At 71.0% G+C, this 15,775-nt stretch carries 13 protein-coding genes; 7 read left to right on the forward strand and 6 right to left on the reverse strand.

The window, feature by feature from the left end; translation table 11 throughout:
- Positions 1-77: 77 nt before the first annotated feature.
- Positions 78-569: a CGNR zinc finger domain-containing protein gene (locus tag ACFYNU_RS20145; protein ID WP_356591355.1), complete on the reverse strand. Its 492-nt coding sequence runs from the start codon at positions 567-569 to the stop codon at positions 78-80.
- Between the two features lie 64 nt (positions 570-633).
- On the opposite strand from ACFYNU_RS20145, the gene ACFYNU_RS20150 reads away from it, so the two are divergent.
- Positions 634-1,314, forward strand: a complete 681-nt coding sequence (locus ACFYNU_RS20150) for a hypothetical protein (RefSeq protein WP_356591353.1) — start codon at positions 634-636, stop codon at positions 1,312-1,314.
- Between the two features lie 98 nt (positions 1,315-1,412).
- Here the strand turns inward: ACFYNU_RS20150 and ACFYNU_RS20155 are convergent, their stop codons facing one another.
- Entirely contained in the window at positions 1,413-1,781 is a 369-nt protein-coding gene (locus tag ACFYNU_RS20155) for a low affinity iron permease family protein (protein ID WP_356591351.1), read from the reverse strand.
- Between the two features lie 156 nt (positions 1,782-1,937).
- On the opposite strand from ACFYNU_RS20155, the gene ACFYNU_RS20160 reads away from it, so the two are divergent.
- Both ACFYNU_RS20160 and ACFYNU_RS20165 read left to right on the forward strand, forming a co-directional pair.
- Positions 1,938-3,617 carry a protein kinase gene (locus ACFYNU_RS20160; RefSeq protein ID WP_356591349.1) on the forward strand — a complete coding sequence of 560 codons (1,680 nt, stop codon included), beginning with the start codon at positions 1,938-1,940 and terminating at the stop codon, positions 3,615-3,617.
- Positions 3,618-3,704: 87 nt separating this feature from the next.
- A complete protein-coding gene (locus ACFYNU_RS20165; protein WP_356591347.1) occupies positions 3,705-4,505 on the forward strand; it encodes an SAM-dependent methyltransferase in 801 nt (266 codons plus the stop codon).
- A gap of 121 nt (positions 4,506-4,626) precedes the next feature.
- On the opposite strand, the gene ACFYNU_RS20170 is transcribed toward ACFYNU_RS20165, so the two are convergent.
- Positions 4,627-5,457, reverse strand: coding sequence for an aminoglycoside phosphotransferase family protein (locus ACFYNU_RS20170; RefSeq protein ID WP_356591345.1), 831 nt, complete (start codon positions 5,455-5,457; stop codon positions 4,627-4,629).
- A 151-nt stretch (positions 5,458-5,608) separates the two neighbouring features.
- Here ACFYNU_RS20170 and ACFYNU_RS20175 point away from each other — a divergent pair, with 151 nt between their 5' ends.
- From ACFYNU_RS20175 to ACFYNU_RS20185, 3 genes are all read left to right on the forward strand, one after another.
- Positions 5,609-6,220: a hypothetical protein gene (locus tag ACFYNU_RS20175; protein WP_356591343.1), complete on the forward strand. Its 612-nt coding sequence runs from the start codon at positions 5,609-5,611 to the stop codon at positions 6,218-6,220.
- A gap of 299 nt (positions 6,221-6,519) precedes the next feature.
- Positions 6,520-7,692 (forward strand): hypothetical protein, encoded by a 1,173-nt coding sequence (locus tag ACFYNU_RS20180; RefSeq protein ID WP_356591516.1) that lies wholly within the window; start codon positions 6,520-6,522, stop codon positions 7,690-7,692.
- Positions 7,689-8,156 carry a hypothetical protein gene (locus ACFYNU_RS20185; protein ID WP_356591341.1) on the forward strand — a complete coding sequence of 156 codons (468 nt, stop codon included), beginning with the start codon at positions 7,689-7,691 and terminating at the stop codon, positions 8,154-8,156. The genes ACFYNU_RS20180 and ACFYNU_RS20185 overlap by 4 nt, the downstream gene beginning before the upstream one ends.
- Before the next feature lie 37 nt (positions 8,157-8,193).
- Here ACFYNU_RS20185 and ACFYNU_RS20190 read toward each other — a convergent pair whose 3' ends face one another.
- Positions 8,194-10,377: a tetratricopeptide repeat protein gene (locus ACFYNU_RS20190; RefSeq protein ID WP_356591339.1), complete on the reverse strand. Its 2,184-nt coding sequence runs from the start codon at positions 10,375-10,377 to the stop codon at positions 8,194-8,196.
- Between the two features lie 205 nt (positions 10,378-10,582).
- Here ACFYNU_RS20190 and ACFYNU_RS20195 point away from each other — a divergent pair, with 205 nt between their 5' ends.
- Positions 10,583-13,855, forward strand: coding sequence for a tetratricopeptide repeat protein (locus ACFYNU_RS20195; protein WP_356591337.1), 3,273 nt, complete (start codon positions 10,583-10,585; stop codon positions 13,853-13,855).
- A 265-nt stretch (positions 13,856-14,120) separates the two neighbouring features.
- Here the strand turns inward: ACFYNU_RS20195 and ACFYNU_RS20200 are convergent, their stop codons facing one another.
- Both ACFYNU_RS20200 and ACFYNU_RS20205 read right to left on the reverse strand, forming a co-directional pair.
- Complete coding sequence (locus ACFYNU_RS20200) at positions 14,121-14,909, reverse strand: NADase-type glycan-binding domain-containing protein (RefSeq protein ID WP_356591335.1); 789 nt, start codon at positions 14,907-14,909, stop codon at positions 14,121-14,123.
- Between the two features lie 284 nt (positions 14,910-15,193).
- Positions 15,194-15,775, reverse strand: coding sequence for a phage tail protein (locus tag ACFYNU_RS20205; RefSeq protein WP_356591333.1), 582 nt, complete (start codon positions 15,773-15,775; stop codon positions 15,194-15,196).

Consider the following 15,775-nt stretch of genomic DNA (forward strand, 5'->3'; position numbering starts at 1 on the left):
GTCTGTAAGTCCCCTCGGGGGGACGTCAGGAGTGCGAACCCGGTTCCCGGATCTCGTCGGCGTCGAGCCGGGGGCGGCTACGACTTCTTGGCCGCCCGCGCCCGGTGGGCCGCGACCGTCGTGCGGCTCGCGCACGCGTTGGAGCAGAATCGGCGTGTCCGGTTACGCGACTGGTCCGCGAAGTAGTTCCCGCACCCGGCCGCGGCGCACCGCCCCAGTGTCACCGCCGGATCCCCGGCCGCGACCAACGCGAGTTTGGCGGCGATCAGTTGGCCGACCCAGCGCTTGGCCGGGGTGCCGTTACGGCTGAAGTGCACGTGCCAGCCGTCGTGGCCGTCGTGGTCCGACAGGTGCATCTCCGGCGGGTAGTCGCGCAGCAGGCGGTGCGTGGCCTCGGGGGCGGCGCCGTCGACCGACTGCGCCAGGGCCGACCGTACGAGGTCCGGCAGGTCGCCGTAGTCGCCGCCGGGCGGCGGTGTGATCTCGTGCTCCGTGAAGAACGCGGCGACCAGTTCGCCGCGTTGGTCGAGGGTCCCGGTGTTGGCCAGCTCGACGGCCAGCTGTGTCACGTTCCCAATGTAGTCACCGTATTGCACTTGACCGCCTACATCGTCGGTTTCTAACGTAGGTGCCATGCTATCTGATGCCACCTACATAGCTCGTCGGCTGCACATGCTCGGGGAATGGGACGCCGCGCTCGCCGTCCTCGGCCCGGACGCCGACCCCGAGCTGCGCGCCGAGATCGCCGTCGACCGCTGGTTCTTCCGGATCGAGGGGCACGAGGCGGCCGAGAAGGCCGTCGCCGCGCTCGACCCCGCGTCGCCGACCGCGCATCTGCTCACGGCGCGACTGGCCTACAGCCGCCTGCTGTTCCGGCGCGACCCCCGCCCCGACGACCGCGCCGCGGCCGAGGGCGGCTACCGCGCGGCTGCTGAGGGCGGCGACGAGAAGACACGCGCCTGGGCCGAGTACCACTGGGCCGTCCTGCTGGACAACATCGACGAGGACGCGGCCGGCGCCCTGCCGCGCTACGAGACCGCGTTGGAGATTGCGACGAAGACCGGCGACGGCTACTTCGAGTCCTACATCATCCGGCACCTCGCACCGCACAAGGAGCCCGCCGAACGGATCGCGATGCTGCGCCGCTCACTCCACCTGCGCGCCGCGCTCGGCGCCCGGCCCCAGACGGTCGCCGCGCAGGCGATCCTCGCCGACCACCTCCCCGAGGACGATCCGGAGCGCGCCGAACTCATCCGGACCTTCCGTCCGGGCGCCGAGGAACTGCGCATCGGCTGGCTCCTGTCCGAGGACTGATCAGCCGAGCGCCCGGCCCGCGGACGGGGCGTCCCGGCCATCTGGCCCCTGGGCGGGGTCGCGTTCGGGTGCGGCCCCGCCCAGGGGCCGGATGGCCGTCAGGTGTTCTTCTCGATCTTTATGGCCTCCTTGAGGCTGTGCACCGCCGTGCCCGGCTTGCCCTCCTGCGTCTCCAGGAGCGCCGCCGCTATGGCGTCCAGCTTCAGTTGGATGGCGTGCTCGGCGCGGCGCTCGGAATTCTTCAGCAGGGCGAGCAGCAGCAGCGTCACCGCGGTCATCGACTCACCGGCGAGCAGCAGCCAGGTCACTTCGAGCTTGGCGAAGTGCGCGCCGATGACGATGCCGACGAGGACCATGCAGACCCCGAAGAACGCCGGTGAGCTGGTGAAATTAGAGGCGTACTCGGCAAGCCGGGCGAACCGCCCGGGCCTGTCGCCGCCACGGTCCGCGGGATGTTGAAGGGTCATGCGGCTGACCGTACACACGTTCTTTCCGCCCTCGGGTCGGGGTCCGACCGGCCGCGGTCGGGAACCCTCTTCACCGCTCGGTCACGTCCCTCGCGCACCGCCGCCATGAATCGGTCCAACTACGGCTTGCCGAACGGGAGTTCGTATGATGCCGCCATGGCAAGTCACGGGGATCTCATAGCGGGGCGCTACCGCGTCATTACACCGCTCGGGCGCGGTGGTATGGGCACGGTCTGGCGTGCGAACGACGAGCTGCTCGGGCGGGCCGTCGCGATGAAGGAACTGCACGTCGACCAAGGGCTCTCGCCCGCCGAAGCCGAGAGCCGCCGGGAACGCACCCTGCGCGAGGCGCGCTCGGTCGCGCAGGTGAAGCACCCCGGTGTCCTCGTACTGCACGACGTCGTGCGGCACGACGCGCAGCCCTGGCTCGTGATGGAGCTGATCGACGGCAGCTCGCTCGCCGACCGGATCGCCGTGGACGGCCCGGTGCCACCCGCCGAGGCCGCCCGGATCGGGCTCGCCCTGCTGTCCGCGCTGCGCGCCGCCCACGCGGCCGGAGTGCTGCACCGTGACCTCAAGCCCGCGAACGTACTCCTCGAAGCCGGTACGGGCCGTGTGGTGCTGTCGGACTTCGGGATCGCGCAGGTCGACGGGCAGACGACGCTGACGGAGGCGGGCGCGTTCGTCGGCTCGCCCGAGTACACCGCGCCCGAGAGGATGTCCGGGAAGCGCACGGGTCCCGAGTCCGACCTGTGGTCGCTCGGGGTGCTGCTCTGCGCCGCCGTCGAGGGCGAGTCGCCGTTCCGCCGTGACTCCGTGGTCGGTGTGCTGCACGCCGTGGTGATGGACGAGGTCAAGGTGCCGGACTCCGTCGGTCCGCTGCTTCCCGTCGTGACCGGACTCCTTGAGCGTGATCCCGCACGGCGCCTCGGCGCGGACGCGGTGGAGGACGCGCTGCGCGGGCTTCTGGCACAGGAACGAATACCCGGCGTACCCCTCGTGCTGCCTGGCGCGTCCCGTTCCACTTCCACGGTGTCCCGCACATCGGCGCCCACCAGGCCCGGGTCCCCGTCCCCGGCCGGCGACCCCGTCGTGCTCGCCGCCCGTCCCGGACGGGCCGCGCGCCCCCGGGTCCGAGGAGCGCTCCTGGTCGGCGCCCTGGTCGTCGTCCTCGCGGCGGGCGGTACCGGTGCGTGGGTCGTGACGAGGGACGACTCCAACGCGTCGGAGAGCGCGGGTCCCGCGGACGAGGTACGGGAGGGGCAGGAGTCCGAGGACGCGGCACCGAAGCCCTCCAAAAGCCCCGACAAGTCGAAGGATCGCGGCAACAAGGCGTCCGACGATCCCGAACCGCTCACCGACGCCCCGTCCGGGTCCGCCGATGACCCGGCCCCGGCCGGCTACCGGACGGTCTCCGACCCGACGGGCTTCACGATGGTGACGCCCGCCGGCTTCGTCCGCACCGACGAATCGCCCCGGGTCTTCTACAACTCGGCGGACGACGCCTTCCGTATCGGTGTCCATCCCCAGCCGCTCGATCCGAACGGCCCCGCCGCGGTGATGCGGCAGGCGCACGCGGCCGGCCCGTCGGACTACCCCGGCTACCGGGACGGCTCGGTCCGCGAGACCACGCACAACGGATTCCCCGCCGCTGTCTGGGAGTTCACCTGGGACGGCGGCGCCCAGGACGGCGGGCCGCGCCGTACCTACGACCTGAGCTGGAACGAGGACGGCAAGATGTACGACCTGTGGGTCTCCGCGCCCGCCGGCCAGGCGGCGGTGGGCGAGCGTCACTTCGTCGAGGCGCGGAAATCCTTCGCGCGAACGGGCTCCTGACGCGGGGACTCGCGCGTAGTCGCGGGCGAACACATGGGCGGTAACCTGGCCGCCAAGCTGGCCGGTACAACGGTGTGGAGCGCGACGATGCGGAACCCGAAGGATCGGATCGACACCAGCACGGCGCACGCGGCGCGGGTGTACGACTACATTCTGGGCGGCGAGGACCACTACCCCGTCGACGTCGAGGCGGGTGACGCGATGTGCCGTCACTGGCCCGCGCTGCCCGTGCACATGCGGGAGAACCGCCGTTTCATGCACCGCGCGGGCCGGTATCTGGCGCGGGAGCGCGGCATCCGGCAGTTCCTCGACATCGGCGCCGGGCTGCCCACGTCACCCAACCTGCACGAGGTCGTCCAGGAGGTCGCGCCCGAGTCGCACGTGGTCTACGTCGACAACGACCCCATCGTCCTCACCCACGCCCGTGCCCTGCTGGACAGCGCCCCCGAGGGGGCGACGGCCTATGTCGACGCCGACATGCGGGACCCGGACTCCATCACGGGAAGCCCCCAGTTCCGGGAGCTGTTGGACCTGGACGTGCCGGTCGGACTGATGATCATCGGCATCATGCACTTCATCAGGCCGCCGGCCGACCGCGACCTCGTACACCGCCTGCTGGAGCCGCTGCCGTCGGGGAGCTTTCTGGCGATGACGATCGGCACCGGCGACTTCGCACCGGAGGAGGTCGGCCGGGTGGCGGAGGAGTACGAGCGGCAGAACATGCCGATGGTGCTGCGTGACCATGCCACCGCCGTCTCCTTCTTCGATGGCCTGGAACTGGTCGAGCCCGGCGTCACCCAGGCCCACAAGTGGTGGCCGGAGGCCGAGCAGCGGGGTGTCCTCGACAGCGACATCGCGATGTACGGCGCGGTGGCGCGCAAGCCCTGAAGCCCCTGCCGCTGCCCCTGCCGCTCACCGGCGGCCCGGCTGAGGCCGGCCGGACGGTCGGGCAACGTCACGGCACTGCGGACCCGCTCTCCCAGCTTGAGGACTCCGTCACGGAGTCGACTCACCGGGCGTACGCGGCGAGCAGCCCGCGCAGACGGACGGCCTGGCGTTCGGCCGTTCCCGGCGGATTGCGAGGCTGCTCGGGGTTGTCGAACGACAGCAGGAACAGCCACACCAGCGCGAGAAGCCTCCGGCAGTACCGCAGCCGAGCGTGTTCCCCGGCGTTCAGGTCGAACTCGGCCAGGAACGTGTCGACATCGAGCGGGTGGTCCACCCAACTGCCCACATGCTCGGTGATCTCCGCCAGCTCGAAGGCGCGGTCGCTGAGGCCCGAGTCCTCGAAGTCGACGATCCGCACGCGCGTGCCGTCCCAGAGGTAGTTGGCCGGATTGCCGTCACCGGGCCCGAGCACGCGCGGCACATCCGGTCGCCCGGCTCTCTCCATGCCCGAGCGGGCCAGCCACTCCAGCCCCAGGTCCATCGCCCGACCCACCGCGTCGCCGACGCGTGGGCGAGCCCGCGGCGCCCAGGTGTGAATCTGGGCGATAAGCTGCTGCTGCCGCCCAGGTCTGTCGGGCACCTCCTCCAGTACGTGGCCGGGCACCGCCGCGTACAACTCACCCAACGCGACTGCCAGCGCTTTGAGTTGCCGACCGGTGAGCGGCTTTCCCCGGAGCTGTTCGCCCGGCAGCCGGGACATCACCATGACCGGCTCGTCGGCCGTGAGGTCCACGCGGAGAGGGACGGGCGCGAGTCCGGGGGCGTACGTCGCGAGCAGCGTCAGCGCCCGCCACTCCCGCTCGCACCGCTCTCGGCTCCCACGTCGAAATCGCTTGGTCACCTCGGCGGATCCCAGCTCGACGGCGTGCGTGCTCCAGGGGGCAGAACTCATGAGACGCGATCCTGCCAGGCGAGGGCGGAGACCCCGGGTCGCGTCTCGGAACCACGTCGGAGCGGTCAACTCCCTTCCATAGCGCGGCATATGCGATAGATTCACCATCCCCCCACGTTCTGCGCATACGTACAGCCTGAGGGGACATCACATGATCCGCCTACGTACCGCCCTCGCCGCAGTGGCGGCCGTCGTGCTTCTGCCGCTCACCGCCGCCTGCGGCGACAGCGGTCAGGGAACCGCCGAGCGCGCCTCCACCGAGGAGCAGACCGACGCCGCCCCGGCCGACGACGAGCCCGTCGCCGAGGAGGAGCAGGCCGCCGACGAGGAGCCGGCGGAGGACACCGAACTCGCGGTCGGTGACGGCTTTCGCTACAAGGACGGCGTCAAGGTCACCGTCACAAAGGTGAGTGAGCTGAAGGCGGCCGACTTCGGCGAGTACGACGTCAAGCCCGAGGCGGACCAGACCGGTTTCCGGGTCTCGTGGGACATCACCAACGGGTCCAAGAAGCCGATGGACCTCGACGCGTGGGGCTTCGACGCGAAGGGAGCCACCACCGGCGGCACGACGGAATCGCTCTCCGCCGAGAACGGGTCCCGGCTCATGGGCGGCCGGCTCGCCCCGGGCAGGACCGGGAAGTTCACCTCCGAGTACGCACTGCCCAAGGCCGACGGTCGCGACATCGTGTTCACCATGACCCGGATGGACGAGAACGTCGACATCCTGGCCGAGGACCCCCACTGGACCGGCTCCATCAAGTAACACCCGCTGGTCCGGACCCTGCGAGCGCCACCGCAGCCCCTTGCAAGGTTCTCGCAAGGGTCCGTCAAGCCTTCCGTCCCCCCTGCCGGGCATTTCATTGGCAGAAGGAAGTTCGTGGCACTCGGAAGAGAAGTCAACAGGGGGACGCCATGTCGGCGTTGAGCACGACCGGATCGAGCACGACCGGATCGAGTACGACCGAAGCCAGCAGGTTCGAAGCCAGCAGGTTCGAAACAGGCTCCATCGCAACAGGCGCCGTTCCGGCGAACGTGGGCGAGTCACGACAGTGGCTGACCCTGGTGGGGCGCAAGAAGGTCCTCGCGGTGGTCCACACCGTGACGTACGGGAAGCGACTGCTCGACGTCCTGTCGCTGCTGGAAGCCGACTTCCGGCTCCAGGTCGTCTTCACGTCGCCGCCGCACGCCTTCGGCGACGACGTACCCGCCTTCCTCGCGAGGCTGGGCAGCATGGTGCTCCCCTGGGAGCAAGCGACGCGCATGACCTTCGATCTGGCCCTTGCCGCCGGGCCGCGCGGCGTCCAGTACATCGACGCCCCACTGATCACACTGCCGCACGGGGCCAACTATCTGAAGAGGGTGGTCGAGGGAGCGAACTCGGGTGTGGCGGGGCTGCGCAGGCAGGATCTGCTCCCCGGTGGGCGGTTACCGGCCGCCGTGGTCGTGCCGCACCAGGCCGAGCTGCGCGAACTGGCGCGCGAATGCCCGGAGTTGATCCCTCTGGCGCATGTGGTGGGCGACCCCGTGCATGACCGGATCGCCGCCAGTCTGCCGCTGCGCGCCACATACCGTCGCGCGCTCGGCCTCGTCGACGGGCAGAAACTGGTGGTCGCGGTCTCCACCTGGGGCGAGCAGTCGTCCTTCGGCCGGTTCGACGCGCTGCTGCCCCGGCTGATCGGTGAGCTGCCGGCGCCGCACTACCGTACGGCCCTGCTCGTCCACCCCAACGTGTGGGCGGGGCACGGTGCTTATCAGGTCAGGTCGTGGCTCGCCCGGTGCGCTCAGCTGGGGATCGGAATCGTGCCGCCCGAGGCGGACTGGCGCAGCGTCCTGATCGCGGCGGACCGGATCATCGGTGATCACGGCTCGGTCACTCTCTACGGGACGCTCACCGGCGCGCCGATGCTGCTGGCCGTCTCGCCCGAGCGGGAGATCAATCCGTCGTCGCCCGCCGCCGCCCTCGCGGCGCACGCGCCGACGCTGTCGCCCACCCACCCGCTGGTGGACCAACTCGACTACGCCGCACGGGAGTACCGGCCCGACGAGTACGCCGCGATCGCGTCGCGCATCACCTCGGAGCCCGGCCGGTTCAACCGGAACATGCGCGGCCTGATGTACGGACTGCTGAGGATGGGCCAGCCCGCGCACGAACCGGTGACCGTCCCGCTGCCGGAACCGCCGCCGCTGCCGCTGCCCGCGTGGGCCGCTTCCGGACGCGGGGAGGTGTCCGCGTGACACGCTTCGTCGTGCTGGAGACGAGATCCTTTCCCGGCGGGCTGCACGCGCGCGTGCGCCTCGCCACCGGGACCACGGGCCACGTCCGGTGCGCGACGGTCGTCGACGAGCACTTCGTCGTGGACGTGGACACCTGTGGGGACGGCCGCCTGCTCGACTGCGCGGATGTACTCCAGGGAAGCCGCGCCGCCCACTCGGTCGCCGACGCGATGCGCCGCCTGACGGACCTCACCTCCGCGCACCCGGCGTACGGTATCGCCGCGATACCCCTCGCCGATGTGGCGGGTACGGGCGGCTGGGCCGTGGCCGGCGGCGGCCCCGCCCGGGCCTCGGTCCTCGTACCGTACGGGCCGTATCCGGCTTCCGGCGAGCGGTCGTTGCTGCCGTCGTGCCTGCATGCCTGGCTGGTGGCGGGCCGCTCGCTGCGCGAGTGGCCCTGTGCCCGCAACGCACCGGCCGACTGAGCGGCACCACCCCGTCCCATCGGGACCGGGCCGTCCATCACGGCCCGGTCCCCGATCCCGATCCCGATCCCGATCCCGGTCCCACCTCGCCGAGCCGGCGCGCGTCGGCGGGGCTCGTGGCCTCGAACAGCGCGAGGGCCCGCGTACGGAAAGCCGCTGCGGCCCTCGCGTCCCCGTTCTCCGCCGCGCTCTCACCCAGCATCTCCAGGGTGCGCGCCTGCCAGAAAGCCGCCCCGGATCCGGTGAAGACGGCGAGCGCTTCGTTCATCCTCGCCATACCCTCCGCGTACGCCCCCGCCCGCACACCGGCGCGCCCCAGGAAGGCGAGGGCGCGCGCCGCGTCGTGCGGGTCGTTCACCGCCACCATCGTCGCGTGGGCTCGGGTGAAGCAGTCGACCGCCTCGTCCGGCGCGTCCGCCGCGAGCGCGATCTCGCCGAGAGTGGTCCGGGCCAGAGCCGCGCCTCGTGGGTAACCGCACTCCTCCCACACCTCGATCGCGTGAGTCAGGTGAGCGACGGCCTCGGCGGGCCGCCCGGCCTCGCGATGGCACGCGCCGAGGCCCAGCAGCGCCTGTCCCTCGTCCCGTACGTCACCGGCGTCACGGGCCGCCCGCAGGGAGGCCTCGTACCAGGCGGCGGCCTCCTCGGTACGGCGGGCGGCCCCCAGGCCGATGGCTCCGGAGTTGAGCATCTGGCGCTCGGCCGCCTTGTTCCCGGCCCGCCGGGCGGACTCCAGACCGATCTCGTGCGCCTCGATCCACGACGCGTAGTGCCGTAATCGCAGGAAGAGCGGCCACATGGCGTCCACGAGCATCCAACTCGTGTCGTACCAGCCGCTGTCCGCCGACGCCCGTACGGCGCCCAGCAGTTGGGTGCGGTGGGAGTCGAGCCAGCCGAGCGCCGCCACGTCGTCGGCGAACGGCAGCGGCAGGTCCGGCCGGTGGTCGTAGGTCCTGGGCAGAGTGAACTGCGCCGGGGTCAGGCGCTCCTGAGCCGCCGTCGCCGTGTGCAGGCACCAGTCGCAGAATCGGCGCAGTGCCTCCTCGCGCGCGGCGTCCGTGTCGTCCTCGTGCGCGCGGTCGTGCGCGTGGATCCGTACGAGATCATGGAAGCGGCAGCTCTCCGGGCCGACGTCCTCCACCAGATTCGCCTCGATCAGCTCGTCCAGTCGCCGCTCCGCCCAGTCCAGCGACTTCCCGCAGGACGCCGCGGCGGTCATCGCGTCGAACGTGCGCACCGGGAGCAGACCGAGCGTCCTGTACAGCCGGGCGGTCTCCTCGCTCAGCACCGCGTACGACTCGTCCAGAGCTTTGTGCACGGAGGTCTCCCCTTCGACTTCGAGCGCGGCCAGCCGGCCCCCGCCCGCGTTCCTGGCGAGGGCGTCGGCGAGCGCCCCCACCGACTGTCTGGGCCGGGTCGCGAGCCGGGCGGACGCCAGGCAGACCGCGAGCGGAAGGCCCGCGCACAGGGTCACCAGGCGGCGGACCTCGGGAAGTTCACCCGCGACGCGGTCCGCGCCGATCCCACGGCTCAGCAGCTCGACGCCGGCGGCCGGACCGAGGGCGGCGAGCTGGTGGAACCCCGCTCCCTCCATGCGCAGACCGGTCAGCCTGCGGCGGCTGGTGACGACGACGAGTCCGCCCGGCCCGCCGAGCAGCAACGGTCGGATCTGGGCGGCCGTGAAGGAGTTGTCCAGCATGACCGCGATCCGCAGATCGGCGGTGAACGAGCGCCAGAGCGAGGCCAGTTCGACCGTGTCCGTGGACGACGGCCCGGCGCCCAGCGCCCGGAGGAACTGGCCGAGGATTTCCGCCGGTCCCACCGGCCCGCCCGCCGAGTGCCCGCGCAGGTCCGCGTAGAGCTGGCCGTCGGGAAACTCGGTGCTGAGCGAACGCAGCCATTTGGACACCAGGGTCGTCTTGCCGATTCCGGCCGGACCGCTGACGACGATCAGCGGCAGCCCGGTGTCGCGAAGCCCGTTGAGCGACGCGACGTCCTCCTCCCGGTTGGTGAAGTGGGCCGGAACGGGGAGCAGTTGGCGTGGTGGCGGCGGACGTGTGGCGGCGGCCGGCGCGCCGGGCGCGGGGTGGAGATGGATGCCGCCGTGCACCTCACGGGCCTGCACGGTGGGGCCGAACAGTCTCGCCTCGCCGCTGATCTCATTCCCGTGCGGTCCTTGCGAGCCCTGCGGGCTTTGCGAATCCGTACTCGAATCACTCATCCATCTGCCCCCCACAGATCGATTGCCATTTACATGGACTGTTTCGGGTCCTACCCCGGAGCGGGTCGAAATGACCATCAGGATTAAGAACGGATCGCGCCAACTATGGCAACGGTGTCTGGCGACATTCGCCGCGTGATGTCATGCTCGTGGGCCATCCGACGTACCAGCGGGGGCGCTGGTGGAATTCCAGATTCTCGGACCAGTGGGGCTTCGGCTGAACGGGCGCTGGCTGAAGCTCGGATCGGACAAAGAGCGGATTTTACTGGCCTCGCTCGCCCTTGACGTGGGACGTCCTGTCGCGATCAGCGAACTCATGCATCGGCTCTGGGACGGCGATCTTCCGGACCGCGCCCGCGAGAACGCGCACACCTATGTCTCACGCATCCGCCGACTGCTGAAGTCGGCCGGCACGGGGCCGGGCGCGCCCAGCATCGAGGGCCGGGCGCACACGTACATCCTGCGGGCCGCTCGGGACTCCGTGGACCGGCAGCGTTTCCAGCGCTTCGTCGACGCGGCGTTCGCGGCCGACGGCGGCGACGCGAGGGCGGTGGAACTGCTCTCGCGCGCAGAGGAGTTGTGGCAGGGCGAAGCCCTGGCGGGACTGCCCGGCGACTGGGCGGAGACCGTACGGACAGCGCTCGCGGAGACGCGGCTGAGCGCCGGCGCGTCACGCATCGCCGCCGGGCTGCGGCTGGGGCGCTTCGCGGAACAGATCGGCGAGTTGACCGTACTGGTCGACCGGCACCCCGGGGACGAGACCCTGCTCGGCCAGCTGATGCTCGCCTACTACGGAAGCGGACGTTACGCGGACGCGCTCCGCGTCCATCAGCGGGCCCGGCAGTCGCTCATGGCGGACTACGGGGCGCTGCCCGGCGTCGAGTTGAACGCCATCCACCAGGGGGTGCTGGCCCGCGTACCGGCACGCGAACTGGCGCACGGGGCCGGTGCGGGGCGGCCGGGAGCCCCGCCCCTAGTGGTGACACCCGCCGCGCCCGCGCCCACGGGCGTGCCCGCGTCCACGACCGTGGCCGCGCCTGAAGCGCCCGCGCCCGTCGCGCCGACGCCCGACGCGGTCCCGCCCCGGAATCTGCCCCACCAACCCACCCTCGTGGGGCGCCGGTCGGAGTTACGGGCCCTGAGCACGATGATCACCGACAAGGGCGCGGACCGCGGGTCGGTCGTCACCGTGGAGGCGGTCAGCGGCATGGCGGGTGTCGGCAAGACGGCACTGGTGGTCGCCACCGCCCATCTGCTCGCGGGGCGATACCCGGACGGCCAGCTGTATCTCGATCTGCGCGGCCACTCACCCGCCCAGGAACCGCTCACCCCCAGGGCGGCGCTGGCGACCCTGCTGAGGCTGCTCGGCGCGCCGGCCTTCTCCATCCCCGCGGAGCTGGAAGGGCGTACGGCCCTGTGGCGGACCATGCTGGCCGAGCGCCGCGTGGTCATCGTCCTGGACGACGCGACCGGGGCCGAACAGATCGGTCCGCTGCTGCCGAGCGGATCACCGTCCCTGACCATCGTCGCCAGCCGCCGCCATCTGACCGGGATCCCGCAGGCGTTGTCCGTCCCGCTGGACGTCCTGTCCAAGGAGGACGCCATCACGCTCTTCCGGGGCTTCGCGGGCGAGGAACGGACACGGGACATCGCGGAGATCGAGCGGATCGTTCGCCTCTGCGGATATCTGCCGCTCGCGATCGAGTTGGTGGCGCATCGATTCCGGGCCCGTACGTCCTGGACGCTGGGAGTTCTGGCCGAGCGCCTGGCCCGAAGTCCCGGGCGGCTGGCGGAGATTCGCACCGCGGATCAAGAGCGGGAAATGACCCGGGCGTTCGCACTGTCCTACCGGACTCTCACCGCGCAGCAGCGGACGGCCTTCCGCCGGCTCGGGCTGCATTCCGGACCGGATTTCACCGCCGACGCGGCGGCGGCCCTGCTGGGTCTGCCGGCGGATACGACGGAGCGACTGCTTGAGGGTCTGCTGGCATGTCACCTGCTCAGAGAGCCCGTACCGGATCGCTATCGCTTTCACGACCTGCTCCGTGAATATGCCTATGGTTTATCCCAGGCGGATGACAGTGAGCAGGAACGCCGCCAGGCCGTAGCCCGCCTGACGGACTTCTACATCACGACGGCCGACCGTGCGGACCGCGCGGCATATCCCCGGCGCGTACGACCCGGGCCACCGGCCCCGCCGACGCCGGGCCCCGCCTTCGCGGACACCGCCGCCGCGCGAACCTGGCTGGCGGCGGAACGCGGCAATCTCCTCGCGGTCGAGGAGCAGACGCGACGCGACGGCGCCCCCGAACGCGCGGCCCGGCTCGCCTGCACCCTGGCCGGCTTCCTCCAGGCGGAGTGCTACTGGCAGGGCGCCAAGAAGCTGCTGCTGCACGCCGTCGCCCACTGGGAGGGAGCGGGCGACGAACCGGCGCTCTGCAGCGCCCTGATCGACCTGTGCGCGGCGGACGCGAGCATCGGGAGTTACGCGGAGGCCGCCGAGGCGGGTGAGCGGGCGTTGGAACTCGCGCGTGCGCTCCGGGACGAGCCGGCGGAGGCCGAGGCGCTACGCGTGCTCGGCACGCTGAACTGGCATCTCGGCGAGAACCGGAAGGCTCTCGTCCTGCTCCAGAAATCCCTCGCCATCAGATCGATTTCGGGGGACGTCTGGGACAGGGCGCGGAGCCGAAACAATGTCGCGGTGACCCTGTTGTTTCTCGGGGAACGCGGTCGGGCGCTCGATCATTTTCGCAATGCCCTTGCAAACTTCAGAGAAGCGGGTGACGTCACGGCGTCCGCCCAGACGCTGAACAACATCGGGCGCCTGCAAATACGGTCCGGTGAATTGGAAGCGGCCCGCCGTTCGTTCGAGGAATCGATGGCACTCCTCGAGAATTCAGGTAGTCGATACGACCGGGCCACGGTACGCAGAAACCTGGCCGAAGTCCTGGTGGAGTCGGGCGAATCCGCCGCCGCTCTCGTCATTTTCGGCGAGACGCTGTCGGAATTCCGTGCGCTCGGAGACCGAAAGAGCCAGGCCGAGAATCTGATCGGTATCGGTGAGGCGCGCTGGCAGCTGGGAGACCCGGAGGCATCTGTCCGGGACCATCGTGAGGGGCTGCGGATCGCCCAGGACATAGGGGCGGCTCGATACGAGGTCCAGGCCCTGCGCGGTCTCGGGCGGGCGGCCTTCGTCGAGGGGCGGCCGGCCGAGGCGACGGACCTCCTCAGGACGGCTGTCGCCGTCGCCGCCCGCACCGACGACCTCGATGAGGAAACGGCCGCGCGGATGCTCCTCGCGGAGGTGCGACTCGCGGCGGGCGACATCGATGAAGCGCGCATGACATTGCGGCAAGCATTCGAGTCGGTACGCCATCGGGACAATGTTGATGCGCGTAGAGTCGCCCGTCGCCTGGATGAGGTCGAGCGCATGGCCGGTGGCGGGGCGGGGGAGAGTTCCGTGTCGCGCGACCAATGACGTGCGGAACGGAACGCGAGTCCGCCTGAATTCGGATATTCATTCGACGTGAGATAGCCTGCCCACTCGTTCTTGATCAACAGTGGGAAGGGAATACGCACGTGCAAAGAGTGTTGGCGGTCGTAGGCCAAGTCTGTCTGGCCGCCGTGGTGGCGGGGTCGCTGTACGACTGCATCATGATCAACAGCCCGTTCGGCTGAGGCCCAGCCTCGCCGGGGTGGTCGCGAGACCACCCCGGCAGGCCCCGGCCGGTGGTACGGCTCCGTCACGGCCGGCGGCCGAAGAACTCCACCTCCGCCAGGGCGATCCGGCGGTCCTTCGCCGCACCGTAGGCCGAGTTGACGGTGAGTCTGGCCCGTACGGTGTCGGTGCCGCGCAGATCGAAGGTCTGCTCGCCCGCCTGGTCCCGCAGCCGGATGGTGCGGCTCGTCCGTTCGCCGTCCCGCGAGGTCAGTTGGACGCTGATCCACGCCGGGCGGGCCTGGGTGAGGAATTCGTCCTTGCGCGCCGAGGTCCCCGAGAACACGAGCAGCTTCATCACCCGCACCGGCTCGGCGAAGTCGCACTCCAGGAACTCGCCGATGCCGTCACCGGTCTCCTTCGGCGCCCAATAGCGGTTGTTGAAGCCGTCCACCGCCGCGGCGGCCGGATGGCCCGACTGCGCGGTGGAGGCCCGGCATTCGGATGGCGGTACCGACTCCGGCTTCCCCGTCTCCTCCTTCGCCAGGCCGAACAGCCCGGACATGTGCGGGAGCGCGAACCAGATTCCCACCGCCAGCAGGATCAGCACGATCGGCAGCCCGACCCGCGGCCGACGCCATCCCCGTCGCGGCCTGGTGCCGGCGACGGGGGACTGGCGTGGGCCGCGGTTGAGGATCCGGCGCCACCAGGGCGGGCGGATCGCTGGGGGCGGGCCGGGGTCCAGGAGGAGGGCGCAGCGTACGCAGAGGGTGCGGTCCGGGGTGTTCTCCGTACGGCAGTGGGGGCAGACGATCGGCGGCCCGGTGACGGTGGGTGGTGGTGTCGGCTCGGCGGCGGGCGTGTGCGCGTGCATGTCGGGTCCCGGGGCGGGGGTGTCCGCGCTGTCGCCGGGACGTCTCGGGGCCGCGACCGGGGGATCGGGCCGTGGGGGTGGGGGAGTTGCAGTGGGTGGCGGGGTGGGCGGCACGGGTGGCGGTGAGTGCGGCTGCGCGGCCGGTGCGGAGGGCTCCGGTGCCGTCGTCGGAGGTACGGGTGGCGGAGTCATCGTCCCCTCCTCCGGCTCCCACGCGAGAAACGCCTCGCACGCGGCGCAGAACTCCCGCCCCGGCGTGTTCCGGTGGCCGCACGCTTCGCAGATCACTCCCCAGCACCTCCCACGCCCGTGCCCGAATTCCCGTCCGGCGGGAGCAGTTCCAGCGTGAACCCCACATGCGCCGGGACTTCCGTGGCGATCAGCTCCTCCAGCCGTACCCGGTCCAGTGGCCGCCCCTCACCCGCCCTGACCCGGATCGTCACCCAGGGGACGGCGTCTCCCGGCAGCGGGGTGTTAGGAGTTGTCGACCAGACGGCGCCGCCGCTCTCGACGATCTCCGGCTCCGCGCCGCCAGTCGCCAGCCGCACCGCCTCGGCCAGTCCGCCGACCGTCCCGCGCCGCGCGTGCCGGGCCACCGCCCCGCGTATCTCCGCGCGCCGCCGGTCCACGGGGCTGTCCTCGTGCGGTTCCACCGCCACCCAGCCCGCCAGCCAGTCCAGGAAGTCGTCGGGCGCGCTGCGGTGGTCCAGATACGCGGGAACGTTGTCGATCGTCAGCAGCACCGGGGCGAGCACGTCGTCGAGCGCCGCGAGGAAGCGCCGCAGGAAGTCCTGTTCCAGGTAGACGGCGGGCAGTTGCTCGATCAGGGGATGCGGGGTCGGCAGACCGGGGACGTCGGCACGCAT

Source organism: Streptomyces sp. NPDC006643, assembly GCF_042870175.1.
Classification (GTDB): Bacteria; Actinomycetota; Actinomycetes; order Streptomycetales; family Streptomycetaceae; genus Streptomyces.